Raw genomic sequence first — 22,210 nt, forward strand, 5'->3', positions numbered from 1 at the left:
TATTCCCGGAGGCCTTCACTCACCGGCCGCGACGCGGCGGGCGAGTTCGACACGTGACCGAACGCCCAGCGCGGTGAAGATGTTCCGCAGGTGGTGATCCACCGTCCGATGACTGATCACCAGCCGCCGCGCGATCTCCTTGTTCGTCTCCCCCGACGCCACCAGCCTCGTGATGGCGTCCTGCTGCGGGGTGAGCCCGGCCAGCGACCGGTGCGGCACGTCGACGGTCTCGCCGGTCGCCCGCAGCCCGGCGCGGGCACGTTCGGCGAACCGGGTCGCGCCGACGTTTTCGAAGCCGCGCAAGGCATCCCGGAACTGTTCACGCGCGTCCCGCGTCCGTCGGTGCCGTCGCAGGAGGGTGGCGTAGGCGAACCGCGTCCTGGCGAGCTCCCCCGCGCCGCCCGCCCGCCGGTGTGCCTCGATGGCCAGCCGGAAACGCCGTTCCGCCACCGCCGGATCCGGCGCGGTCAGCGCGTGGCAGCGGTGGCTCAGTGCGAGCCAGCAGGGCTCCGCACCGGCCAGGGTCCAGCGGTCGAACACCGCCAGCGCGGCCCGCGCGCGTTCGGGCCGCCCGGAACAGACCGCCGCCTCGACGAGCTGCGGGGTGGCCAGCACGCGGATCACCGGCTGGTCGCCGGAAACACCGGAAGCGAGATCTTCGAGCCTGCTCAGCGCGTCGTCGGGCCGGTCTTCGGCCAGGTCCAGACAGGCGTTCGCCCACGCCGCGACCGCGGCGGGCCTGCCGAGACCGCGTTCGGCGATGCCTTCGGCCGCCTCGTCCAGTTCCGGTACGCGGTCGCCGAGGAGCGCGGAGGCCAGCCCCAGCAACGTCAGGTGCTCCAGCCGCAGGTTTCGGGGCGCTCGCAAACCTTCGCGGGACGCCGCTCGCGCACACGGGATCCGGTCGAGCGCGATGGCCGAGAGCGACAGGTAGACCAACGCCCAGGGCAGTTCCGCGTGCCGTTCGCCGGGTCGCGCGCGGCTCACGGCCGCGGCCGCGTACTCGTGCGCCCGTTCCGCCTGCCCGCGGGCGAAGGCCGCTTCGGCGGCCCAGACGGCTCCGGCGACGTCGCCGTCGGCCATCCCCTTGTCGACGGCGTCCTTCAGCGGAGCGACGGCGTCGTCGTGACGTCCGGCGTAGACCGAGGTCAAGCCGCGGAAATGCGCGAAGGCCAGGTCGTCCCCGGCGGGGACCGTCCGCGCCAGGACCCGGTAGCCGTGCAAGTCGCCGCCGAGCCGCCGCGCCTCGCCGGCCAGCAGGAGCGCGGCGGCCGGATCGGGCAGCAGTTCCGCCGCCGTGCCGAGTTCGTGGGTGGCGACGGCGGGATCACCGTCGCGCAGCTCGATCTCCCCGTGCAGCAACGCCACCGCGCCCGGTTCGGCGTCGACCCTGGACAGCAGCAGCCGAGCCCACCCCGGTCTGCCCGCCTGCCAGGCCGCGTCCGCCGCGGCCAGCTGCCGGGTCGCCCGCACGGACGGGTCGGCGGTCAGGGCGGCGGCGCGTTCGAGCTGCCGCGCGGCGGCCGCGTGATCCACCGCCGGTGCGGTGGCGAGAGCGTCGGAGAGGGGCGCGGACGGGGCGGCGGCCGCCATCGCGCGATGCCAGAGAGCGTCGGGCCCTTCCTCGACGGAAGCCAGGCGCGCGTGCGCCGCCCGGCGGTCCGCCGGTGACGCCGCCGCGTACCACGTCGCCTTCCTCGCGGAAAAGTCCATACAGGCGGCGAGAAACCGGAGGCGGTCGTCGAAGCGCATCGCGTCCAGCTCGGCCGCGTAGCGGGGCAGGCGCTCCTGGAGGATCGGTGACACCGGCTCCCGCCCTGCCGCCTGCGCCGGGGTCAGGGAAGCCGCAAGCGCGATCAGATCGGCCGGATTCCCCTCGCCCAGTTCGACCAGCTGCGGGCGTATCCCGGCGGGCACCCCGCGATCGCGCAGCACCAGATCGGCGGCGGAATCGGTCAACGGCGTCAGCTCGACGGAATCGAACTCGTCGGACCCGGATCGCGACGCGAGCACCATCCCGACCGGGACCCCGGCCAGTCGCCGGGCCGCGAAACCCAGTGCCGCCAACGATTCCGGATCGACCCACTGCGCGTCGTCGACCCAGCAGACCGTCGGCGCCGAGACGCTGCCGAGCCGATCCCACGCCTCCGCGCCGCCGGAGACCGGCCCGCCGAACATCTGATGCAGCGCGCCATAGGGCAGCGCGCGCTCGGCCCGCAGGCCACGGACACCGACGAGGCGGACGTCGTCCGTGGCACCCAGAGCGGTGAACAGCGCGGTGAGCAGGGCTGATTTGCCGAGACCTTCCGTGCCGCGGACGAACACGGCGCGCCCGGCGATCGACCGCAGCCCGCCGAAGAGGTCGTCCCTGCCCCGCAGCGGGTGCACGGCGTCCCGGACAGGCATCGGCGCCTCCTCGAAATCCCTTTCGATGAAACACCAGGCGGAAGTGTTTCACAAGCTCTTGCTCGGTACGCGTCCTTCCACGAGTGCCCCGAGCAGCGTCGACGCCGCGTCGAGATCCGGCGTCCGGGAGGCGAGGACGTCCGAGTACAGGAACGCCTCCCCCAAGCGGACGATCGCGTAACAGAGGCTGTCCAGGCCGACCGCGGGCGCGAAACCGCCGGCGTCGACGTCGCGGCGCAGCAACTCGACGTGCGCCGCGATCACCCTCGGCTGGACACGTCCGTCCGGGTCGGTGAGCAGCCGGATCGCGAGCACCGGTTCGTCGTCGAGGAAGCGGCGGAACCCGGCGCTCGCCGCGAGGACGGACCGGTACTCGCGCATGATCGCGAGACAGCGCAGTTCACCGGCCGCGTTGCGCACCGTGTCGCCCTCATCGCGCTCCCAGGTGCGCGCGGCGGCCGTCAGGGTGCGCTCGGACAGGTAGTAGAGGGCATCACCGAGCAGGTCTTCCCGGTTTCCGACGCGGCGGAACAGGGTGCTGCGCGAAATGCCCAGGTCCTGGGCGAAGGCGGACGTGTCGACGCGGACGCCGCGTTCGATCCACCGCGCCGCGGTGCGGACCAGGTCCTCGGCTGAGGGATTCACGATCGCCGATCGTACGGGCGCCCGGTCCGGCGAGGGTGCCCGCGGACGAAGACTGGCGATTTCGCCGATGCAGCCCGGTACGTCCGTTTGCCACAGTCCAGCACCACGGACCGTGTTCACCGGCGAACGGAGAGGGCACCATGCGTAGTACGACCCGGATCCTTTGTGGACTGGCCACCGTCGCGGCACTCGCTGTCGCACCGACGGCCTATGCCGCCGAGAACCCGTACGAACGGGGCCCCGCCCCGACGGAGAGCAGCATCGAGGCCTCCCGCGGCTCGTTCGCGGTCTCGGAGACGTCGGTTTCGCGGGTGTCCGTCACCGGCTTCGGCGGCGGCACCATCTACTACCCCACCAGCACCGCGCAGGGCACCTTCGGCGCTGTCGCCATCTCGCCGGGGTACACCGCGACCCAGTCGAGCATCGCGTGGATCGGCCCGCGGCTGGCGTCCCAGGGCTTCGTGGTGTTCACCATCGACACCACTACGATCTACGACCAACCTGGCAGCCGCGGCGATCAGTTGCTGGCCGCACTGGACTACCTGACCCAGCGCAGCACCGTGCGTTCCCGCATCGACACCTCCCGGCTGGCGGTGGCCGGGCATTCGATGGGTGGCGGCGGTTCGCTCGAAGCCGCGCAGGACCGGCCGTCGCTGCAGGCCGCTGTCCCGCTCGCGCCGTGGAACACGCAGAAGTCGTGGTCCTCGCTGCGGGTGCCGACGTTCGTCATCGGCGGCGAGGCCGACGCGGTCGCGCCGGTGGCTTCGCACGCGATCCCGTTCTACACCAGCATTCCCGCTTCGTCGGAGAAGGCGTACATGGAACTGGGCAACGCGAGCCACTTCTTCCCGAACACGGCGAACACGACCATGGCGAAGTACACGATCTCCTGGCTGAAGCGGTTCGTGGACAACGACACCCGCTACGAGCAGTTCCTCTGCCCCGCCCCGGACGACCGGGCGATCAGCGACTACCGGGACACCTGCCCGCACGCCTGAGTCCACCGGGTCCCGGCGCACCCGCGCCGGGCCCCCTTTCACCGTTGGGAGTTCTTGCGTGACCCTGTCGACCTTCGAGATGTCCGGCGTGTCGGTGACCTTCGGTGGCCTCGTCGCGCTGTCCGGCGTCTCCCTGACCGTCGAGCCGGGTCAGGTGCTCGGCGTGATCGGCCCGAACGGCGCGGGCAAGACCACGCTCTTCAACGTCGCGTGCGGTTTCGTCCGGCCCGACGCGGGCACGCTGGCCTGGCGCGGCACGGAACTGCGGCGGCTGCGCCCGCATCACCTCGCCGGCCTCGGCATCGCCCGGAGCCTGCAGGAACTCGGCCTGTTCGGCCGGATGACCGTGCTGGACAACGTGCTCGTCGGCGCGGGAAAGCATGCGAAGGCCGGCTTCTGGCCGTCGATGCTGGGACTGACGCGAGACGAGAAGGCCTTGACCGAACGCGCGATGGCCTACCTCGAAGACTTCGACATCGCCGACGTCGCCCACCGTTACCCCGCCGGTCTGCCCTATCCGGTCCGCAAACGGGTCGCGCTCGCACGGGCCCTGGTCGGCGAACCGGATCTGCTGCTGCTGGACGAACCGGCGGGCGGGCTGTCGGCGGCCGAGATCGCCGACGTCGGCACGCTGGTGCGCGGCCTGACCGAACGTATGTCGGTGATGCTCGTGGAACACCACATGGATCTGGTGATGGGGGTGTGCGACGAGATCGTCGTACTGGACTTCGGCAAGGTGATCGCCCGCGGCACACCGGACGAGATCCGCGCGGACCCGGCGGTGCGGGCGGCCTACCTCGGCGAGGAGGTGGCCGGTGCTGACCGTTGAAAACCTCTCCGTGAGCTACGGCCCCGTCCGCGCGCTCGATTCCGTGAGCCTGTCCGCCGCTCCCGGTGAGATCACCGCGGTCCTCGGCGCGAACGGCGCGGGAAAGACCACCTTGCTGCGTGCTATTTCCGGGCTCGTCCGGCCGACGGCGGGCAGCGTCTCGCTCGCGGGCCGCGACCTGGCCCGAGTGTCCACAGAGGACCTACCCGCGCTCGGCCTCGCGCAGGTGCCCGAAGGCCGTGGCGTACTGGCCGAACTGACCGTCGAGGAGAACCTGCGGCTCGGCGCCCTCGGTTCGGGAAGCCGTGCGACAGCGCGTCAGCTGCGGCGGATCTACGACCTCTTCCCGGTTCTCGCCGACCGTAAGAGCGGGCTCGCGCACGTCCTTTCCGGCGGCGAGCGGCAAATGCTGGTGATCGGCCGCGCGCTGTTGTCCCGGCCGAAGGTGCTCCTGCTCGACGAGCCGTCGCTGGGCCTCGCACCGCGGATCGTGGCGCGGATCTTCGACCTCCTGCGCGGGCTCGTCCGCGACGAAGGCCTGGCCGTCGTGCTGGTCGAGCAGAACGCGCGCAGCGCCCTGTCCATCGCCGACCACGGTGTCGTGCTCAACCTCGGCGAGGTCGTCGTCCGGCGGGCGGCGGCCGACCTGGTCGCGGACGACGACCTGCGGCACGCCTACCTCGGCTTCTGAAAGGGAACCTCGTGCAGCAACTGCTGACCACCGCGCTCACCGGGCTGACGCTGGGCGTGGTCTACGCCGCGTTCGCCCTGGCGCTGGTGCTGATCTGGCGGGCGACGCGGATCGTGAACTTCGCCCAGGCGCCGATGGCGATGATCACCACGTACGTCGCGCTGGTGCTGATCGACGCGGGCTGGTCGTACTGGCTCGGTTTCACCGTCGCCCTGCTTTCGGGGCTGGTACTCGGCGCGCTGGTGGAACGTTTCGTGGTCCGGTTCGTCTCCGGCAAACCCGAGATCAACGCCGTGATCCTCACCCTGGGGTTGTTCATCGTGCTGCACGCGCTGGCCGCGCTGGTGTTCGGCTCGCGATACCGGTCGTTCCCGGCGCCGTTCGGGCTCACCGGGTTCCAGGTCGGCGGTACGACGATCGCGCTGACCGGATTCGGGGTGTTCACCATCGCCGCCGTCGGTGTCGTGCTCCTCGGGCTCGTCTTGTTGTTCCGCGGTACCGATCTGGGCCTGCGGATGCGGGCCGCGGCCTTCGACCGGGAAGTGGCGCGCCTGCTGGGAGTGCGGGTCGGGCGGATGCTGACGCTCGGCTGGGCGCTGGCCGCGCTCGCCGGTTCGCTTTCGGGCCTGCTGATCGCGGGCGGCGGACTCGTCCATCCGTCCTATATGGACGGTGTGGTGGTGTACGGATTCGTGGCGGCGGTGCTCGGCGGCCTGGACAGCCCGGTGGGCGCCGTCGTCGGCGGCGTCGTCCTCGGTCTGTCGTTGAGCCTGGTCAGCGGCTACGTCGGCGCGGAACTGGTGCCGCTCGCCGCACTCGCGATCCTCATGGTGGTCCTGCTGCTCAAACCCGGCGGGCTGTTCACGAGCCTCCGCGAACGGAGGGTCTGACGTGCTGCGCGGACATCTGCTGATCGCCCTCGCCGCGCTGGTCGTCGTGGTGCTCGTCCTGGAGAGCACCGGCCCGTTCCTCACCGCGCAGTTCACGACGATGGCGTACTTCGCGATCGCGGCCGGCGGGCTGACCATCCTGACCGGACTGAACGGGCAGCTCTCGCTCGGCCACGGCGCTTTGATGGCCGTCGGCGCGTACTCGACGGCCCTCCTGCTGAAGTCGGCCGCGCTGCCGCTCCCGGTGATCCTGCTGCTGGCGACGGTGATCACGCTGGCCGTCGGAGCGCTCGTCGGCGTCGCGGCCGCGCGATTGCACGGGCCGTATCTCGCCGGGGCGACCCTCGCGCTCGCCGTCGCCGTGCCCGGGATCCCGTTGTTCTTCGGGGAAACGCTCGGCGGCGAGCAAGGCCTGCCCGTCCGGATGCCCGAGATCCCCGCTTGGCTGGCCGATGCCGCGTACTTCGTCACCGGCCAGGACCTCACGCCGATCCGTTACCTCGCTTACCTTTCCTGGCTCACCGTGATCGTCGTGTTCGTCCTGCTGGCGAATCTGTCCCGCGGCCGGGTCGGTCGCGATTGGCGGGCGGTCCGCGACGAGGACGTGGCCGCCGAACTGGCCGGGATCGACCTCGGCCGCACGCGGATCCGGGCGTTCGTGGTCAGCGCGGGGTGCGCGGGGCTCGCCGGAGCACTGATGGCGTTGTCGGCGCGGCTGGCGGCGCCGAGCGGGTTCGCGCTGACGTTGTCGCTGCTGCTGGTGTCCGCGGTGGTGCTCGGCGGTCTGGGGAGCCTCGCCGGAGCGCTCGCCGGGGCCGTGCTCCTGACCTTCCTGCCGCCGCTGGTGACCGGCGCGGGAACGGATCTCGGTCTGTCCGACGTGCAGGCCGCGCATCTGGCGCCGTTGATCTACGGCCTGGTCACCGTCCTGATCGTGCTGCTCGCACCGGCAGGCCTCGCCGGCGGGCTGCGGAAACTCATCCCCCGGAGGAGAAGTTCATGAAACGCTGGACCAGGGCCGTGGCCGTCTTCCTGGCCGTCACGGTCACCACCGCCTGCGGCGCGGGCGGAAGACCCGAAGGCGAACAGAAGGGCTCGACGACCGGCGTCACCGACACGACCCTCAAGATCGGCGCGCATTTCCCGCTGACCGGCGTCGCCGCGCCGGGCTACAGCGAGATCCCGAGCGGGCATCAGGCCTACTACGACTACGTGAACGCGAACGGCGGCATCAACGGCCGCAAGATCGAATTCGTGGTGAAGGACGACGGGTACAACCCCACGAACACCAGCGCGGTCACCAACGAACTGGTGCTCAAGGAAGAGATCTTCGCGATGGTCGGCGGCCTCGGCACGCCGACGCACAGCGCCGTCGTCGACTTCCTCAACAGCTCGAAGGTCCCGGATCTGTTCGTGTCGTCGGGATCGCTGCGCTGGGGCGACGATCCGAAGAAGGCGCCGTTCACCTTCGGCTGGCAGCCGGACTACGAGATCGAAGGCAAGATCATCGGCGACTGGGTGCGGAAGAACCTGCCCGGCGCCAAGGTCGGCCTGTTCCTGCAGGACGACGACTTCGGCCGCGACGGCGAGAAGGGCGCGCGCCGCTACCTCGGCGAGCAGATCGTGGAGGTGGCGAAATACTCGCCTGGCAACACAGACATCGCCCCGCAGATCGCGAAACTCAAGGCGGCGGGCGTGGATCTGGTGCTGGGGTTCACCGTTCCGTCCTACACCGCGCTGTCCCAGCTGGCGTCGCTGAAGATCGGGTTCAAGCCGAAGTGGTTCTACAGCAACGTCGGTTCCGATCCCGCGCTCGTCGGTTCACTGCTCGCGCGGTTCTCCGAAGGCAAGGTGGCCAACGGCGCGTCGCTCATCGACGGCGTGCTCACGACCGAGTACCTGCCCGGTGTCGACGCGCCGGACAACGCGTGGACGAAGCTGTGGCAGAACGTCTGGAAGGCGCACGGCAAGGGCGGTGACCTGACGAACTACCGCGTCTACGGGATGGCGCAGGCTTACACTTTCGTCCAGGCGTTGCAGGCGGCGGGCCGGGACCTGACCCGGGAGCGCGTCGTCGAAGTGCTCCAGCAGCACGGGAAGACGTTCGAAGGGCCGGGTCTCGCGCCGTTCCGCTACACCGGTGAAAGCCACCTGGGAATCTCCGGCATGTCGGTGGTCGAACTCCACGGCGGCGCGGGCAAGGACCTGACGCCGGTCCTGGTGACCGATCTCGGCGAGGCACCCATCGAGGCGGACGACTCGGCGGCGAACGACACACCGCCGCCGAACGGGATCCCGCAGGCGAAAGCGGGCAACTGAGCGGAGGACCCGATGGACGAGTACCGCTGGTTCGTCCATCGGGTCCTCCTCAGCCGACTCATCTCGCGGGCAGCACGCGGCCCCGCACCTCGCCGAACCCGATCCGCGCGCCGTTCGCGCCGGGCGCGGTTCCGGTGATCACGACCTCGTCGCCGTCCAGCAGGAAGGTGCGCTCCTCCCCCTTGACCGTGAGCGGTTCCTTTCCGCCCCAGGACAGTTCGAGGAACGCGCCGCGCTGGTGCTTCTCCGGTCCGGAGATCGTGCCGGAGCCGTACAGGTCTCCGGTGCGCGACGACGCGCCGTTGACCGTCAGGTGCGCGAGCATCTGGGCGGGCGACCAGTACATCTCGCGGAAGGGCGGGCGGCTGACCTCCTCGCCGTTCCATTCGATGACCAGGTCGATGTCGAGGCCCCACGGCGTGGTTTCCCGCAGGTACGGCATCGGCTCCGGGTAGACCTGGCCCGGCAGCGGGATCCGCGCGGCCTCCAGCGCCAGGATCGGCACCACCCACGGGGAGATCGAGGTCGCGAAGCTCTTGCCGAGGTGCGGGCCCAGCGGAACGTATTCCCACGCCTGGATGTCGCGCGCCGACCAGTCGTTGAGCAGGACGGCGCCGAAAACGTGGCGGGGGAAGGCATCCGGGGTGATCGGGCTGTTCAGCGGGGTTCCGGTACCGACGACGAAACCCAGCTCCGCCTCGATGTCCAGCCGTGTGCTCGGCCCGAACACCGGCGTCGCTTCGGCCGGGGTCTTGCGCTGACCGTTCGGGCGCACGACGTCCGTGCCGGAGACCAGGACCGTGCCGGACCGGCCGTGGTAGCCGACCGGGAGGTGCTTCCAGTTGGGCAGCAACGGTTCCGCGTCGGGGCGGAACAGCCTGCCGACGTTCGAAGCGTGGTGCTCGGAGGCGTAGAAGTCGACGTAGTCCGCGACCTCGATCGGCAGGTGCAGGGTCACCCGTCCGACGGGATGGACCGCGCCGTCGGGGAGCTCACCGGAGACCAGGGCACGGATCCGCTCCCGGACCGCCACCCAGCGGTCGTATCCCTGTGCCATGAACGGATTCAGCGACGGCGCGGCGAAGACGTCGTCACCGAGCGCCGCGGCCAGATCGAGGACGGAATCCCCGACACGGACGCCGACGCGGGGGGAACCGCCGTCGACGGAGAACACTCCGTACGGCAGGTTGTCGATCCCGAACAGGGAGTCTGCGGGGATGTCGATCGTGGTCATGCCACTCCTCGGGGCGCCTCGAGCAGGCCGAGTCCGGCCAGCTCGGTCAGGGGGTCGGTGATACTGCAGGTGCCGAACGATGTGAAGCCCGCGCGAACCGCGGCGGTGCGATCCGGGTCCAGTGCCCGCAGCCGCTCGGCGAGGACGGCGCCGTCTCGTTCGGCGAGGACGGCTTCGGCGTCGTCTCCGGTGAGGACGGCGTCGGTGGCGAGCATCAGGTTCAGGAACCCGTGCTGTTCGAAGCCGGTCACCGGGTCGGTGTTGCGGAGCGCGTGGTGCAGCCCGGCGGTGGCCTTGAACGGAACGCCCGCGCCGACCGCCGCCCGGACCGCGGCGGCGAGTTCGGCTTCGCCCGGGTACAGGTCGGCCCGGACGCCACCGGTGCGGAACTTCGCGCGGTGGCCGGTGCCGGAAAGGGCGGTCAGCAGCGGGACACGCCGGTCGTCACGCGGGATCTCGACGTAGACCGGGGCGGTGGCGCCGGAAAGCGCGGCCAGCAGCTCGTCCGGCCCCATCCCGTCCGGGACGGCGATCTCGAGCGCGTCGAGCTTCACCGGCAGCGCGGCGACGGCTTCGAGCACGCCGCCGAGCCGCGCGGGCCCGCCGGGCAGGGTCACCGCGACCGGCAGCGGGACTTCGCGGTCACCCAGCACGTCGGCGAGCTCGTCGAGCGCGGTGGCGGCGACCACCAGCGGTCCGACGAGGCCGGCGTACCAGGCGGAAACGTGCTCGTCGTGCGCCGTGACGGCGTCCGGCAGCGGGGCCAGACCCGGCGGGAACACCGCGGCGTCGTCGCACAGCCCGGCGAAGATCGCGGGAATCCGTCCGCCGTCCACCATGGTCTCCTCCTCGCCGATTTAGTTCACACTTTTACTACCCATCGGGCAGCGTAGTCCGGTCGTCAGGGCGACGGGAAGGGTCCGTTGGGGCAGAAGGGGACTTTCCCCGCATCCGACGCGGTGAAGGGCGCTTTCCTCACCTCACACGCGGTGAAAGCGTCCTTCGGCTCCGGCCTAGTTCCGGCTCCGGGTGCCGAACTCGGCGCGGCTGGTGATCAGCTTGCCCAGCAGCATCACGAGGATGCGCTGCTCGGTCTCGGTCAGCGCGTTCGTCCAGCCGAATTCGCGTTCGTTGTGCTCGCGGAAGACCGACACCATCTCCTCGTGCCCGGCCTCGGTCAGCGACAGCTGCACCGACCGGCCGTCCCGTTCGTCCGGGACGCGGTGGAGCATCCCCTCCGCCACCAGCGTCTTGACCAGATTCGACACCGCCGCCCGGCTCATCCCGGTCAGCCGGGCCGTGCTCGTCGGTTCGAGCGGTCCGGCGAGCCAGACCACGAACAGCAGCCGGAACGCCGACCAGGACCGGCCGCGCGGACGATGCACCGCGGCTTCGAGGTCATAGGTCACCAGGTCCGAGGCGCGGTTGAGGGTCAGCAGCACCTCGGTCGCCAACTGGTGCCGGAAGCCGTACTCCTGCGCGAGCCGACGGTTCGCCAGCGCCACGAACGACCAGAAGTCCAGTCCGGCCGACTCCACGTCTTCCATCGCCGAACACTAACCCCGTCTGGCGAAAATGGTCAAAGTCTGAACTATCTAGGACCGGAGCGCCCTGGAGTCCCGGGGTGCCGTTGATCGCGATCGCTGGCGCGGTCCGTGAAGGCCCCCTTGCCTACCCTGAAGGTAGTGAAGGAGGCCTTCACTACGTTCGTGATCGCCACATGCACCCCACGCGCACCAGTAGTCACAGCGGCCGCGCGTGAAGGCCCCCTTCCCTCGGCTCAGCCGAGGAAACTCGACCTTCACACCCGCCAAGGAGGTCTAGGGCTCGTGAGCGGTAAGGACGGTTAGGGCGGACCAGTATTTGCCTACCTACACCTGACCTGCGCGAGGGTGGGGATTCGAGTGAGTGCTGGGTCGACGATGGAGGAATCGAGACGTTCAGCGGGTAGGCAAATACGAATCCGTTAGAACCCGAAACGCCACTCACGACCACCCGCACCAAACGCCCCCTAGAGCTTCCTCCACGCAAGGCCCGCAACCATGGAGAATCCTCCATAGCGTGCCGACCGCCGTCACCGGTTTGCTGAAGGCATGAGCAGAACGGAAGTACCACCGGGGACCGCCAAGGCCGTCCGGGTGGCCGCAGGGGACCTGGTCCGGGTGATCGACGTCGAAGGCGGCCAGGTCGGCGACGTGTTCGCGTTCCGGGACAACGGAACCGAGCACCACAGCGCCGCCCACACCCGCGCCGCGAACGACAGCCTCTTCCCGGCACTCGGCGAGTCCTTCGTGACCGACCAGCGCCGCCCGATCCTGACCCTGGTCGAGGACACCTCCCCCGGCGAGCACGACATGCTCATCCCCGCTTGCGATCCGGCCCGGTACGCCGCACTGGGAGCGCCGGGCCACCGGTCCTGCGCCGCGAACCTGCGCGAGGCGCTGGAGGAAGCCGGCCTGAGCTTCACCGGCCCGACCCCGCAGCCCATCAACATCTTCATGCGCATCCCGGTCGGAGGAGACGGACGGCTCAGCTGGCTGACAGCGTCTTCACGGCCTGGCGACGCGGTGACCCTGCGGGCCGAACTGGACTGCGTCGTCGTGGTCTCCGCCTGCCCGCAGGACCTCGTCCGGATCAGCGACGCCGGACTCTCCCCGCTCGCCATCGAAACAGTCCACAATGGAGGAACACGATCATGACCACCACCGTCGGCCACGCCCACCCCGCGCTGGCCCCGACCACGCTCGGCCCTCTCGCCCTGCGCACCCGCTACGCCGTCGCCCCCATGACCCGTGTCTCGGCCGCGCCCGACGGCACCCCGACCGGCGAAATGGCCGACTACTACGCCGAATACGCCCGCGGCGGGTTCGGGCTCGTGATCAGCGAAGGCACTTACACCGACACCGCGGCCAGCCAGGGGTACCTCAACCAGCCGGGTCTCGCGCGGGACGGACACGTCGCGGGCTGGCGCGTCGTCACCGCCGGAGTGCGCGCGGCGGGCGGCCGGATGATCGCCCAGCTCATGCACGCCGGGGCGATCTCGCAGGGGAACCCGCATCAGGATCACACCGTCGGCCCTTCGGCCGTCCAGCCGCGCGGGGAGATGATGCCCGCGTACGGCGGTTCCGGACCGTGGGCGGCGCCCCGCGAACTGACCACCGCCGAGATCGACGCCGTCGTCGACGGTTTCGCCGCGGCGGCACGGCGCGCCCGTCAGGCCGGGTTCGACGGCGTCGAAGTGCACGCGGCCAACGGTTACCTGCTCGACCAGTTCCTCACCGACTACACCAACCGGCGCACCGACTCCCACGGCGGACCGGTCGCCGGCCGGATCCGGCTGACCGCCCGCGTCGTGGCCGCCGTCGCCGAGGCGGTCCCGGAGCTGGTGACCGGCGTGCGGCTGTCGCAGACGAAGGTCAACGACTTCACCTATCGCTGGCCCGGCGGCCGTGACGACGCCGAGGTGATCTTCGCCGCGGTCGCCGAGGCGGGCGCGGACTACCTCCACATCGCCAGCGAGGGCCGGAACTGGCTCGAAACGGCGAAGCTGGCCGACGGCGCCACCATCACCGCCCTCGCCAGGGAGGTCACCGGTCTCCCGGTGATCGCCAACGGCGGGATGCACGACCTCACCCAGGCGCGAGAAGTGCTCGACGGCGGGCACGCCGACCTGCTTTCGCTCGGGCACGGCGCGCTGGCCAACCCGGATCTGCCCGCCCGCGTCGCCGCGTCGGAACCCCTGGCCGGGTTCGACCGGTCGATGCTCTCCCCGACGGTCACGGTGGCGAACGCGCGCCGTTGGCGGGAGAGTCGGCAAGCGTGACGGAACCAAGCTGGCACGGCGGCGCGGCCGCGGTGGCGACCCTGACCTTCGACGTGGACGCGGAATCCCCGATCCTCGCGCGAGGGCGGGGTTACGCCGAGCACCTGTCGACCATGTCCCATCAGGCGTACGGGCCCCGGGTCGGGGTACCGCGCGTCCTCGACCTGCTCGACGAACTGGCCGTACCCGCGACGTTCTTCGTGCCGGGCTGGGTCGCCGAACAGCGGCCCGGCCTCGCCGCCGAGATCGTGGAACGGGGGCACGAGGTGGCCCACCACTCCTACAGCCACCGGCCGCCGACCACGATGACCGCCGCCGGGCAGCGAGCCGATTTCGAACGGGGCATGGCTGTCTTCGCGAGCCAGGGTATCGAGATCAGCGGGCATCGCGCGGCGGGCTGGGAGTCCACTTGGGACACACCGGCGCTGGTGGCCGAGCACGGGTTGAGCTACGACTCGTCGTTGATGGCCGACGACCGGCCCTACCTGATCGAGACCGGGGCGGGCCGGATCGCCGAACTGCCGGTGCACTGGTCGCTCGACGACTGGGAGCAGTACGCGTTCCTCCCCGCACCGCAGATCGGCTCGGTGATCACCTCCCCGGTCCGGGTGCTGGAGATGTGGCGCGCGGAGCTGGACGCGATGCGCCGCTACCGGTGCCTGTTCAACCTGTGCCTGCACCCGTTCCTGTCGGGCAGGCCGGGACGGCTGGCCGCGGTGCGCGCGCTCATCGAGTTCGGGCTCGGTCTCGGCGACGTCCGGTTCGCCCGGTGCCGGGACGTGGCGGCCGCGGCACTGGCCGACCCCGCCTTGCCCGCGGAGCCCTTGCGGCGCCTCGAAGTCGACCCGGCGGTCTATCCGGACTGAGCCGCTTCCAACGCCAGGAACAGGTCGACCCGGTCCGCGGTCCGCCCGACGTCGCGGCCGGTCAGCCCGGTGACCTTGGCCAGCCGGTTGCGCAAGGTGTTGACGTGTACGAACAGGGCCGCGGCGGTGGCCGCCCACTGGCCGTCGTGGTCGAGGAACGCCCGCAGGGTCGTCTCCAGGTCACCGTCGCGGACGCGGTCGTGCTCGCGCAGCGGGCCGAGCAGGGCGTCGGCGAACGTGTGCCGCCACTGCTCGTCGTGCGACTCCAGCAGCAGCCGGTAGCTGCCCAGCTCGGCGAAACTCGCCGCCACCGGACCGCCACGCCTGCCACGGAGCACACGGCAGGCTTCGCGGCTGCGCGACAACGGCTCGCGCAGCCCGGCCGCGCCGGACACGGGATCGGCCAGCCCGACGACCACGCGCCCGCCGGAGAACCGGTCCGAAACGGCGGCCGCCAGCCGGGGCGCGAACGCGGCGGGCGACTGTCTTCCCGATCGGAAGGGCAGCACCGCCACGACGTCCCGGCTGCCCGCCGCCACGACCGCGGGCAGCCCGTCCGCCAGCAGGAAGTCCGTGACGGCCTCCGCCATCCCCGGCGGGGTGGCGGTGGCGTCGTCGTCGCCGGCGAACGCCAGCGCGATCACGGACAGGGGCCCGTCCGGATCGACACCGAAGGCGCGCAGCCTGCCGGGCACCTCCGCGACGCGCTGCGCGCCGGAGAGCACCATGTCCAGGAGCTCGACGGCGAACCGCATCTCGATGGCCTGCACCGCCTGGTGCCGGGCCACTTCCAGGCTGAGATAGCGAGCGGTCTGCTCCAGCGCGTCCCGCTCGCCCCTGCTCAGCTCGGCCACCGGACGCAGGCACAGCAGCGCGGCGTCCGCGTCGCCGATCGCGCCGACCGGGAACAGCGCCGCTCGCGTCCCCGCGCCGAGATCCGCCTCCAGCGGCGGCGGACGCCTGGCCAAAGCCTCCGCCGCGGCGCGCGCCTGTCCGGCGTCCAGTCCGGCGCCGGCGGACGCCAGCTCCCGGCCCATCCGGTCCACGACCGCCAGCGGCAACTCGTGCTCACGGCGGAGAACCGCGAGCACCCCGGACGCGCCGGCACCTCTCGACAGCGCCGAGGTGAGCTCGTCTCCTCTGCGTACCAACGACATCAGCGCGTTCTGCCGGTCCGCGGCCTGGATCGCCGCCGCCGCGCGGGTGACCGCCGTGAACGGCACCGCCACCGAGATCTCCAGCAGCGGCAACCCGGCTTCGCGGCATGTCTCGGCGAGCGCCGCGGGCGTGTCGCGTTGTTCCACGCGCAGCCCGAAGATGATCCCGGCCGCTCCCGCGCCGACCACCCGCGCGACGAAGTCCGCCGGATCGGTCCTGTCGAGCCACAGGCCGTTGGTCAGCACGACTTCGTGCTCGCGCACGTACGGCCCGGGGTCGGGCAGCTCCGTGTTGTGCACCCACAGCACCTGCCCGGCCAGCGCCCCGTCGCGGCCGGGGACGACCACCCGCAGTTCGAGATGCGGGTCCGCGACCAGCGCCGCCAAGGTCAGCATGACTGTGAATATATCCAACTGTGTGCGTCCTTTATGGATGAACGGCCATTTCATCGTTTTGTCATAGTCCCTGGCTAGCGTCCCTCGAAGACACTTCAGAAACCGAGGAGAAGAACCGTGACGGCAGCTTCGCGCACGATCGCCGAGCGCTACACCCTGCTCGAGAAGCTGGGCGGCGACGGGACGGCCGTGCTGTGGCGTGGCGAGGACGGGCCGGACGGCCGCCAGGTCGCGATCAAGGAACTGCTGCTGCCCGCGCTCGACGAACAGGCCCGCGCGGCCGTCGTCGAACGGCTCCAGCGTGAGGCCCGCGTGGATCACCCGTCGGTGGTGCCCGTCCACGAGGTCGTGGTGGCGGACGGGACGCCGTTCGTCGTGATGGACCTGGTGGACGCGCGGACCTTGGAAGAGCTGGTGGCTTCGGGTCCGCTCCCGCCGCGGTTCGTCGCCGAGATCGGCAGGCAGGTGCTCGGCGCGCTCGCCGCCGCCCACGCGGTGGGTGTCGTGCACGGGGACGTGCGGCCCGCGAACGTCCTGGTGTCCTCCGACGGCACGGCGAGGCTGACCGGCTTCGGGATCGGCCAGGTGCTCGACCCGAGCGGTTCGCCCGCTTTCCTCGCCCCCGAAAGGATCGCGGGGCACGAAGGCACTCCCCACTCCGATCTCTGGTCGCTCGGCGTGACACTGCTCAGCGCGAGCGAGGGCGCGAATCCCTTCCGGCGGGAGAACGTCGCGGCCACGCTGTACGCCGTCGTCAACGATCAGCCGGTCTTCAGCCGGACGTACGGGACACTGGCGGACGTCCTCCGCGGCCTGCTGGCGAAGGCGCCCCACGCGCGCCTGCTGCCAGATCACGCGATCCCGATGCTGGCTCTGGCCGCGAACGGCGCCGAAACCCCGGTGCCGATCCTGCCCGCGCCAACGCGTCCCGGGGTGAACCCGCCCTCCGTGTTCGCGATCCTGGCCGGAGTGGCGGGCATGGTGCTCGGATTCGCACTGCTCGCGAACGCGATGCTGATGCATCAGGCGTACTACTTCTCAGACTTCTCGGATCTCTCGATCCTGGTGGGAGACCTCAGCCTGATCCTCGCCGGAGTGGCCTCGGTGGCCGGTGGCGCGAGCCTGCTCGCCAGGGTCCAGGCAGGACAGATCATGCTCAGCGCCTCCGCTTTGCTGACGCTGATCTCGTTCTGCCTGCTGACCGTCATCGGCGAGGACCGGGTCCATCTCGGCCTTCCGGTTCAGCCGGGTTTCACCGTCGATCTCCTCGTCCTCGTCTTCGCTCTCGGCATGGCGGGGGTCGTGTGGTTCGTCCCGGCCCGGCGTCCTGCTGTGGGCTGATCCGCTCACAGCAGAGAAACCGGCGGACGGCCGGGCACGGCGGCATCGTCGGGGCATGACCGACAACGAGAAACAGCCACTCTTCGACCAACGGCTCCGGGAACGGTTCTTCAGCCAGCGTGTGCTGGTCCTCGACGGCGCACTCGACGACGACAACGGGACGGTGCTCACCACCCAGCTGCTGTCGCTGGCGAGCGAGGACCCCCGCAAGGACATCGCGTTGTGGATCCACTCGCCGGGCGGCTCGGTCCCTTCGATGCTGGCCATCCGCGACGTGATGCGGCTCGTGCCGTGCGACGTCGCCACCCTCGCGCTGGGGCTGGCGTGCAGTGCCGGACAGTTCCTGCTTTCCGCGGGCACGCCGGGCAAACGGTTCGCCCTGCCGCACGCGCGGATCCTGATGCACCAGGGTTCGGCGGGCATCGGCGGCTCGGCCGTCGAGGTGGAGGTGCAGGCCGACGATCTGCGCTACACGCGGGACACGGTGCTGGGCCTCATTTCCGACGACACGGGGCAGCCCATCGACCGGATCTTCGCCGACTCCCTGCACGACCGCTGGTTCACCACCGAACAGGCACGCGAATACGGCTTCATCGACCACATCGTCGAAAGCCTCGACCAGGTCGTCCCCGTCCGCACCCACAAACTCGGCCTCGGCTCGGAAAGGGGTGTCGGCGCATGAGCACCTACACCATCCCCAACGTCATCTCCCGCAGCCCCGCCGGCGAGCGGATCATGGACGTCTACTCGCATCTGCTGTCGGAACGGATCATCTATCTCGGGACCGCGATCGACTCCGGCGTGGCGAACGCGCTGATCACGCAGCTGCTGTACCTGGAGGCGGACAACCCGGAGCAGGAGATCAACCTCTACATCAACACCGAGGGCGGCGACCCGTCGGCGATGCTCGCGCTGTACGACACCATGCGCTTCATCAAGGCGCCGGTGGCGACGACCTGCGTCGGCCAGGCCGTCGCGGCGGGGGCGATCCTGCTGGCCGCGGGCGAGGCCGGGCACCGGTTCGTGCTGCCCCACACCCGCGTGGTGCTGCACCAGCCCGCGGCGCAGGGCCGCGGCACCATCCCGGACCTCATCCTCCAAGCCGACGAGGTCGTGCGGGTGCGGACGCAGCTGGAGGAGATCCTGTCCTCGCACACCGGCCGCGCCGTCTCGGATCTCCGGCACGACACCGACCGGGACCGCGTGTTCGACGCGGCGGGCGCCGTCGCCTACGGACTCGCGGACCACGTGCTGGACAGCCGGAACTAGGCGGCCATCAGGACCGGGCCCGCCGGGCGGCGGCCGACCGCGAGGCCTGTGCTGCCGCCCCGCCGGACCGTGCCAGCGATGCCGAAGAGGAGATCCGCCAGGTCGATCCCGAGCGCGCCGGTGACCGCGGCGATCATCTCGCTGGACGGCTCCTTGCGGCCGCGCTCGATCTCCGAAAGGTACTGCGGCGAGATCCCGGCGCGTTCCGCGACGTCGACGAGACGTCCGCCCTGTTCCTCTCTCGCCGCGCGCAGGCTCTGGCCCAGCACGTCACGCCACAGCGGCTCCGGATCGGGCCGCTTCTGGTGGAAAGGGAGGATGTCCGCCATACGCTCATCGTGACATCGGGCCGCGGCCCGCGTGCTCCGTTCCGCTCAAGGCGAAACCGAGCCACGGAAGGCGCGCCGGTACGCGCCCGGCGTCGTCCCGACCTGATCGCGGAATCGGCGACGGAGGTTGACCGCCGACGTGAGACCGACGCGGGTCGCGATCACCTCCACCGGCAGGCCGGTCTCCTCCAGGAGGGTGCGCGCCTCGGTCACCCGGCGCGTCAGCAGCCATGCCCCCGGCGTGGTGCCGAGCCGATCCGCGAAACGCCGGGCCAGCGTGCGGGACGAAACGTTGAGGTGCGCGGCCAGATCGCTCACCGACAACGGTGTCCCGAGGCGGCCGCCTGCCCACTCGAGGAGGCCGTCCAGCTCGTCCGCGGGCGGCGGGGCCGGGACGAACTGCGCCTGACCGCCGTCGCGATGGGGCGGCATCACCATGTGCCGCGCGACGAGGGCGGCGTGCGCGGCCCCGTGGTCCCGCCGGACGAGGTGCAGGCAGAGGTCGATCCCGGCACCCGCCCCGGCACTCGTGGCGACGTCGCCATGGTCCACGTAGAGCACGTCCGGCTCCACACGCACCTGTGGGAACTCCTCCTGCAGCTGGGCCGCGCGCGCCCAATGCGTGGTCGCCGCCCTGCCGTCCAGCAGCCCGGTGCGGGCCAGCGCGAACACGCCGGAACAGATCGTGACCAGCCGTGCTCCCCTGGCGTGCGCGCGAAGGAGAGCCCGGCGCACGGATGGCGACAGCGGGGCCTCCACCGGGGCCCAGCCCGGGATGAGCACCGTATCCGCGTCCGCCAGCGCGGAAAGGCCCCGGGTCACGGACATCGCGTACCCGGCCGTGGTCGGCACCGGGCCGGGTTTCTCCGTGCAGACGTCGAATTCGTAGTACCGCGGCACGCCTGCTCGCTCCGTCCCGAAGACCTCGGCGGCGATGCCGAGCTCGAACGTCGACTGCGTCGGCCGCACCAAGGCCATCACGCGATGCATGGCAGGAAAATACCCCATGGTGTCTTCCTGGACACTGTCCGGCGGCTCGATGATCACGGCACCATGGGGTCATGCACCCCGAGATCCTCGCCCAAGAGGGCTACACTTCCGTCTCCGTCAAGGAATCCCCCGTTCGCGAGATCTTCCCCGGAATCCGCGTGCGTCCACTGTGGACAGGAGCGGACGGCGCGCACGCCAACATGCTGGAGATGGATCCCGGCACCTCATGGCCGCATCGCGACGTTCACGAACCGGGATCCGAGGAGGTGTACGTCGTCTCCGGCATCTTCAACGACGGCGCGCGCGACTATCCGGCGGGGACTTTCCTGCACGCTCCGGCCGGTTCGTGGCACGTGCCCGCGTCGGCGACCGGGTGCACGCTCTTCGTCTTCTATCCCGAAGGCTGACGCCGGGTCAGCCGACGACCGAAAGTCCGCTCTCGGCCGCGAGAATACCCGCGACCGAGATGGCCTGTTCGGCGGTGATCTTCGCGCCACGCAAGGTGAGCAGGCCACGGGCGCCGGACAACCGCGAACCGCGCAGATCGCAGTCCACCGCCGCGGTCGCCGCGAATTCCGTTTCAGTGAAGTCACAGTCCACAAAGATCAGACGCGACAGGTCGCCGGAGAACACCGTCTCCCGGAAAGAACATCCGGAGAACACGGCCGAACCCTTCACTCGCTCGACCGTCAGCGACGCGTAGTCGAACCGTGCGTTCTCGACGTACAGATCGGCGGCGGAAGCGATCGACACGCCCAACCCGATCGCGCGGCAACGAAGGATTTCGACGCGGCGTGCCGAGAGTTCGCGGATGGCCGCGTTGGACAGGTCGACGCCTTCGAGGATCACATCGGACAGCGTCAGCCTGTCGAGCCTGGCGTTGGCGAGGCTCACTTCCGAGACCAGGGACCGCACGATCTCGCCGCCGCCGCGGACCCCGCCCTGGTCGCCGCCGTCGAGATGGACGGAGTCGAGATCGAAGTAGCCTTCGAACACGGCCGGTTCCTTGATGAGGTCTTTCCTGTCGACCGAAGGGCGCCGCACCTTGATGCCGTCGAAATCCCGGAACTCCATGATCCGGACGGTACCCCAGAGCCGGCCTTCGCCGAGCGAAAAAGGGGCCCGCCCCGAAAGGCGGACCCCCTGTTCAGACCGCGAGGTCAGTCGCGGACGCCCTTCACCGCGTCCTTGATCTTCTCGCCTGCCTGCTTGACGTTGGCCTTGCCCTGCTCGGCCTTGCCTTCGGCCTGCCACTGCTCGTTGTCCGTGGCGTTCCCGACGGCCTCCTTCGCCTTGCCCTTGAGCTCGTCGACCTTGTTTTCGGCTTTGTCGTTCATCAGGGCCTCCATTCGTTGTCCGCTGCCCTCCGGTTACCCGGTGACGCGCCCCGAAAACGGCGAATCCGCTGTGGCACCTGACACGTTTGAGACGCCCAGGTCGAGTTCCGCCCAGACGGTCTTGCCGGCGTCGTCGGCTTCGACGCGCAGGCTGCCCGGCTGCCGCAGCAGGCGCACCCGCAGCGGCGGCTTCCCGTGCCGCAGGGCGTTGGACACCACTTCGTCCAGCACCAGGATCGTGTCCGCGAGGGCCGCTTCGGCGACGTCACGCAGCTCCGCGCGCACCCAGGCGCGGACCCGGGCCAGCTCGCCCAGGTCGTCGCCCACGTCCAAGGTCAGGACTTCGACCTCGGAGCCGGCGGGCGCGGCCTCCTCGGCGGACACGGGGACCTCCATGTTCTCGGCGACCCGTCAGGGGCTCGTGTGGATCCAGTACCCCGAATTCCCCGAACCTTAACGACCGGCCTTTCACCGCTCGCCACCCGTGTGCCCGCACGGGTAGACCGTTTTCGCGACGACGGCTTCGCACGCCGGGCAGTTGTTCACCGGCCGCTCGCGACGGCCCCAGAAAGGATGGGTCGCCCCGCAGAGCGCGGTGACCAGGTCACCGAGGCCGGGATCCGGGTCGCAGACGGGACAGTACGCGTGCGCCGCCCGCTCGATTTCGCCTGTCATCCTTCTCCTCCGGGT

25 protein-coding genes are annotated in these 22,210 nt (G+C 70.6%); 13 read left to right on the top strand and 12 right to left on the bottom strand.

Annotation, left to right across the window (positions count from 1 at the left end):
- Window positions 1–15: 15 nt before the first annotated feature.
- On the bottom strand, window positions 16–2,406 hold the full coding sequence (locus ACFOSH_RS28755) for a helix-turn-helix transcriptional regulator (RefSeq protein ID WP_378242205.1): 2,391 nt from the start codon (window positions 2,404–2,406) through the stop codon (window positions 16–18).
- A gap of 48 nt (window positions 2,407–2,454) precedes the next feature.
- Window positions 2,455–3,051 carry a QsdR family transcriptional regulator gene (locus ACFOSH_RS28760; RefSeq protein ID WP_378242206.1) on the bottom strand — a complete coding sequence of 199 codons (597 nt, stop codon included), beginning with the start codon at window positions 3,049–3,051 and terminating at the stop codon, window positions 2,455–2,457.
- A 140-nt stretch (window positions 3,052–3,191) separates the two neighbouring features.
- Here ACFOSH_RS28760 and ACFOSH_RS28765 point away from each other — a divergent pair, with 140 nt between their 5' ends.
- From ACFOSH_RS28765 to ACFOSH_RS28790, 6 genes are all read left to right on the top strand, one after another.
- On the top strand, window positions 3,192–4,049 hold the full coding sequence (locus ACFOSH_RS28765; RefSeq protein ID WP_378242207.1) for an alpha/beta hydrolase family protein: 858 nt from the start codon (window positions 3,192–3,194) through the stop codon (window positions 4,047–4,049).
- Window positions 4,050–4,128: 79 nt separating this feature from the next.
- Window positions 4,129–4,878 carry an ABC transporter ATP-binding protein gene (locus ACFOSH_RS28770; protein ID WP_378242240.1) on the top strand — a complete coding sequence of 250 codons (750 nt, stop codon included), beginning with the start codon at window positions 4,129–4,131 and terminating at the stop codon, window positions 4,876–4,878.
- The gene (locus ACFOSH_RS28775) at window positions 4,865–5,569 is read left to right on the top strand and encodes an ABC transporter ATP-binding protein (protein WP_378242208.1); all 705 of its coding nucleotides are present in this window, start codon (window positions 4,865–4,867) and stop codon (window positions 5,567–5,569) included. Before ACFOSH_RS28770 ends, ACFOSH_RS28775 begins: the two co-directional genes overlap by 14 nt.
- A gap of 11 nt (window positions 5,570–5,580) precedes the next feature.
- Window positions 5,581–6,459: a branched-chain amino acid ABC transporter permease gene (locus ACFOSH_RS28780; protein ID WP_378242209.1), complete on the top strand. Its 879-nt coding sequence runs from the start codon at window positions 5,581–5,583 to the stop codon at window positions 6,457–6,459.
- 1 nt (window position 6,460) lies between these two features.
- Window positions 6,461–7,462, top strand: a complete 1,002-nt coding sequence (locus tag ACFOSH_RS28785) for a branched-chain amino acid ABC transporter permease (protein WP_378242210.1) — start codon at window positions 6,461–6,463, stop codon at window positions 7,460–7,462.
- Entirely contained in the window at window positions 7,459–8,778 is a 1,320-nt protein-coding gene (locus ACFOSH_RS28790; protein ID WP_378242211.1) for an ABC transporter substrate-binding protein, read from the top strand. The genes ACFOSH_RS28785 and ACFOSH_RS28790 overlap by 4 nt, the downstream gene beginning before the upstream one ends.
- 58 nt (window positions 8,779–8,836) lie before the next feature.
- On the opposite strand, the gene fahA is transcribed toward ACFOSH_RS28790, so the two are convergent.
- The 3 genes from fahA to ACFOSH_RS28805 form a co-directional block, all read right to left on the bottom strand.
- Window positions 8,837–10,012 (bottom strand): fumarylacetoacetase, encoded by a 1,176-nt coding sequence (gene fahA / locus ACFOSH_RS28795; protein WP_378242212.1) that lies wholly within the window; start codon window positions 10,010–10,012, stop codon window positions 8,837–8,839.
- Complete coding sequence (locus tag ACFOSH_RS28800; RefSeq protein ID WP_378242213.1) at window positions 10,009–10,851, bottom strand: hypothetical protein; 843 nt, start codon at window positions 10,849–10,851, stop codon at window positions 10,009–10,011. Before ACFOSH_RS28800 ends, fahA begins: the two co-directional genes overlap by 4 nt.
- A 174-nt stretch (window positions 10,852–11,025) precedes the next feature.
- Window positions 11,026–11,559 carry a MarR family winged helix-turn-helix transcriptional regulator gene (locus ACFOSH_RS28805; RefSeq protein WP_378242214.1) on the bottom strand — a complete coding sequence of 178 codons (534 nt, stop codon included), beginning with the start codon at window positions 11,557–11,559 and terminating at the stop codon, window positions 11,026–11,028.
- Window positions 11,560–12,105: 546 nt separating this feature from the next.
- Here ACFOSH_RS28805 and ACFOSH_RS28810 point away from each other — a divergent pair.
- From ACFOSH_RS28810 to ACFOSH_RS28820, 3 genes are read left to right on the top strand one after another with little or no spacing between them, the layout of a single operon-like run.
- Window positions 12,106–12,711 carry a DUF1989 domain-containing protein gene (locus ACFOSH_RS28810; protein ID WP_378242215.1) on the top strand — a complete coding sequence of 202 codons (606 nt, stop codon included), beginning with the start codon at window positions 12,106–12,108 and terminating at the stop codon, window positions 12,709–12,711.
- Complete coding sequence (locus ACFOSH_RS28815) at window positions 12,708–13,835, top strand: oxidoreductase (RefSeq protein WP_378242216.1); 1,128 nt, start codon at window positions 12,708–12,710, stop codon at window positions 13,833–13,835. Before ACFOSH_RS28810 ends, ACFOSH_RS28815 begins: the two co-directional genes overlap by 4 nt.
- A complete protein-coding gene (locus ACFOSH_RS28820; RefSeq protein ID WP_378242217.1) occupies window positions 13,832–14,701 on the top strand; it encodes a polysaccharide deacetylase family protein in 870 nt (289 codons plus the stop codon). The genes ACFOSH_RS28815 and ACFOSH_RS28820 overlap by 4 nt, the downstream gene beginning before the upstream one ends.
- On the opposite strand, the gene ACFOSH_RS28825 is transcribed toward ACFOSH_RS28820, so the two are convergent.
- Window positions 14,689–16,254: a PucR family transcriptional regulator gene (locus ACFOSH_RS28825; RefSeq protein ID WP_378242218.1), complete on the bottom strand. Its 1,566-nt coding sequence runs from the start codon at window positions 16,252–16,254 to the stop codon at window positions 14,689–14,691. The two genes, ACFOSH_RS28820 and ACFOSH_RS28825, sit on opposite strands and share 13 nt — an antisense overlap.
- A 117-nt stretch (window positions 16,255–16,371) precedes the next feature.
- On the opposite strand from ACFOSH_RS28825, the gene ACFOSH_RS28830 reads away from it, so the two are divergent.
- Genes ACFOSH_RS28830 through ACFOSH_RS28840 form a run of 3 tightly spaced genes read left to right on the top strand, consistent with a single transcriptional unit; the run spans window position 16,372 to window position 18,864 of the window.
- Window positions 16,372–17,595 carry a serine/threonine-protein kinase gene (locus ACFOSH_RS28830; protein ID WP_378242219.1) on the top strand — a complete coding sequence of 408 codons (1,224 nt, stop codon included), beginning with the start codon at window positions 16,372–16,374 and terminating at the stop codon, window positions 17,593–17,595.
- Window positions 17,596–17,650: 55 nt separating this feature from the next.
- Complete coding sequence (locus ACFOSH_RS28835) at window positions 17,651–18,277, top strand: ClpP family protease (protein WP_378242220.1); 627 nt, start codon at window positions 17,651–17,653, stop codon at window positions 18,275–18,277.
- Window positions 18,274–18,864 carry a ClpP family protease gene (locus tag ACFOSH_RS28840; protein WP_378242221.1) on the top strand — a complete coding sequence of 197 codons (591 nt, stop codon included), beginning with the start codon at window positions 18,274–18,276 and terminating at the stop codon, window positions 18,862–18,864. The genes ACFOSH_RS28835 and ACFOSH_RS28840 overlap by 4 nt, the downstream gene beginning before the upstream one ends.
- Here the strand turns inward: ACFOSH_RS28840 and ACFOSH_RS28845 are convergent.
- Both ACFOSH_RS28845 and ACFOSH_RS28850 read right to left on the bottom strand, forming a co-directional pair.
- Window positions 18,861–19,193 (bottom strand): helix-turn-helix domain-containing protein, encoded by a 333-nt coding sequence (locus ACFOSH_RS28845; protein ID WP_378242222.1) that lies wholly within the window; start codon window positions 19,191–19,193, stop codon window positions 18,861–18,863. The two genes, ACFOSH_RS28840 and ACFOSH_RS28845, sit on opposite strands and share 4 nt — an antisense overlap.
- Before the next feature lie 45 nt (window positions 19,194–19,238).
- On the bottom strand, window positions 19,239–20,183 hold the full coding sequence (locus tag ACFOSH_RS28850; RefSeq protein ID WP_378242241.1) for a GlxA family transcriptional regulator: 945 nt from the start codon (window positions 20,181–20,183) through the stop codon (window positions 19,239–19,241).
- A 71-nt stretch (window positions 20,184–20,254) separates the two neighbouring features.
- Here ACFOSH_RS28850 and ACFOSH_RS28855 point away from each other — a divergent pair, with 71 nt between their 5' ends.
- Entirely contained in the window at window positions 20,255–20,590 is a 336-nt protein-coding gene (locus ACFOSH_RS28855) for a cupin domain-containing protein (RefSeq protein ID WP_378242223.1), read from the top strand.
- Window positions 20,591–20,597: 7 nt separating this feature from the next.
- Here the strand turns inward: ACFOSH_RS28855 and ACFOSH_RS28860 are convergent, their stop codons facing one another.
- The 4 genes from ACFOSH_RS28860 to ACFOSH_RS28875 form a co-directional block, all read right to left on the bottom strand.
- Window positions 20,598–21,257, bottom strand: a complete 660-nt coding sequence (locus tag ACFOSH_RS28860) for a pentapeptide repeat-containing protein (protein ID WP_378242224.1) — start codon at window positions 21,255–21,257, stop codon at window positions 20,598–20,600.
- 86 nt (window positions 21,258–21,343) lie between these two features.
- Window positions 21,344–21,520, bottom strand: a complete 177-nt coding sequence (locus tag ACFOSH_RS28865) for a CsbD family protein (protein WP_378242225.1) — start codon at window positions 21,518–21,520, stop codon at window positions 21,344–21,346.
- 33 nt (window positions 21,521–21,553) lie between these two features.
- On the bottom strand, window positions 21,554–21,904 hold the full coding sequence (locus ACFOSH_RS28870; RefSeq protein ID WP_378242226.1) for an ATP-binding protein: 351 nt from the start codon (window positions 21,902–21,904) through the stop codon (window positions 21,554–21,556).
- 84 nt (window positions 21,905–21,988) lie between these two features.
- Entirely contained in the window at window positions 21,989–22,195 is a 207-nt protein-coding gene (locus tag ACFOSH_RS28875; RefSeq protein ID WP_378242227.1) for a hypothetical protein, read from the bottom strand.
- Window positions 22,196–22,210 lie beyond the last annotated feature (15 nt).

This window comes from Amycolatopsis speibonae, assembly GCF_042647925.1.
GTDB lineage: Bacteria > Actinomycetota > Actinomycetes > Mycobacteriales > Pseudonocardiaceae > Amycolatopsis > Amycolatopsis speibonae.

Excerpts from the sequence above, each read along its gene's own strand:
- ACFOSH_RS28755 (WP_378242205.1), bottom strand. The coding sequence starts at position 2,406 with ATGCCTGTCCGGGACGCCGTGCACCCGCTGCGGGGCAGGGACGACCTC.
- ACFOSH_RS28765 (WP_378242207.1), top strand. The coding sequence starts at position 3,192 with ATGCGTAGTACGACCCGGATCCTTTGTGGACTGGCCACCGTCGCGGCA.
- ACFOSH_RS28770 (WP_378242240.1), top strand. The coding sequence starts at position 4,129 with ATGTCCGGCGTGTCGGTGACCTTCGGTGGCCTCGTCGCGCTGTCCGGC.
- ACFOSH_RS28790 (WP_378242211.1), top strand. The coding sequence starts at position 7,459 with ATGAAACGCTGGACCAGGGCCGTGGCCGTCTTCCTGGCCGTCACGGTC.
- fahA (WP_378242212.1), bottom strand. The coding sequence starts at position 10,012 with ATGACCACGATCGACATCCCCGCAGACTCCCTGTTCGGGATCGACAAC.
- ACFOSH_RS28800 (WP_378242213.1), bottom strand. The coding sequence starts at position 10,851 with ATGGTGGACGGCGGACGGATTCCCGCGATCTTCGCCGGGCTGTGCGAC.
- ACFOSH_RS28805 (WP_378242214.1), bottom strand. The coding sequence starts at position 11,559 with ATGGAAGACGTGGAGTCGGCCGGACTGGACTTCTGGTCGTTCGTGGCG.
- ACFOSH_RS28810 (WP_378242215.1), top strand. The coding sequence starts at position 12,106 with ATGAGCAGAACGGAAGTACCACCGGGGACCGCCAAGGCCGTCCGGGTG.
- ACFOSH_RS28815 (WP_378242216.1), top strand. The coding sequence starts at position 12,708 with ATGACCACCACCGTCGGCCACGCCCACCCCGCGCTGGCCCCGACCACG.
- ACFOSH_RS28825 (WP_378242218.1), bottom strand. The coding sequence starts at position 16,254 with ATGCTGACCTTGGCGGCGCTGGTCGCGGACCCGCATCTCGAACTGCGG.
- ACFOSH_RS28835 (WP_378242220.1), top strand. The coding sequence starts at position 17,651 with ATGACCGACAACGAGAAACAGCCACTCTTCGACCAACGGCTCCGGGAA.
- ACFOSH_RS28840 (WP_378242221.1), top strand. The coding sequence starts at position 18,274 with ATGAGCACCTACACCATCCCCAACGTCATCTCCCGCAGCCCCGCCGGC.
- ACFOSH_RS28845 (WP_378242222.1), bottom strand. The coding sequence starts at position 19,193 with ATGGCGGACATCCTCCCTTTCCACCAGAAGCGGCCCGATCCGGAGCCG.
- ACFOSH_RS28850 (WP_378242241.1), bottom strand. The coding sequence starts at position 20,183 with ATGCATCGCGTGATGGCCTTGGTGCGGCCGACGCAGTCGACGTTCGAG.
- ACFOSH_RS28855 (WP_378242223.1), top strand. The coding sequence starts at position 20,255 with ATGCACCCCGAGATCCTCGCCCAAGAGGGCTACACTTCCGTCTCCGTC.
- ACFOSH_RS28860 (WP_378242224.1), bottom strand. The coding sequence starts at position 21,257 with ATGGAGTTCCGGGATTTCGACGGCATCAAGGTGCGGCGCCCTTCGGTC.
- ACFOSH_RS28865 (WP_378242225.1), bottom strand. The coding sequence starts at position 21,520 with ATGAACGACAAAGCCGAAAACAAGGTCGACGAGCTCAAGGGCAAGGCG.
- ACFOSH_RS28875 (WP_378242227.1), bottom strand. The coding sequence starts at position 22,195 with ATGACAGGCGAAATCGAGCGGGCGGCGCACGCGTACTGTCCCGTCTGC.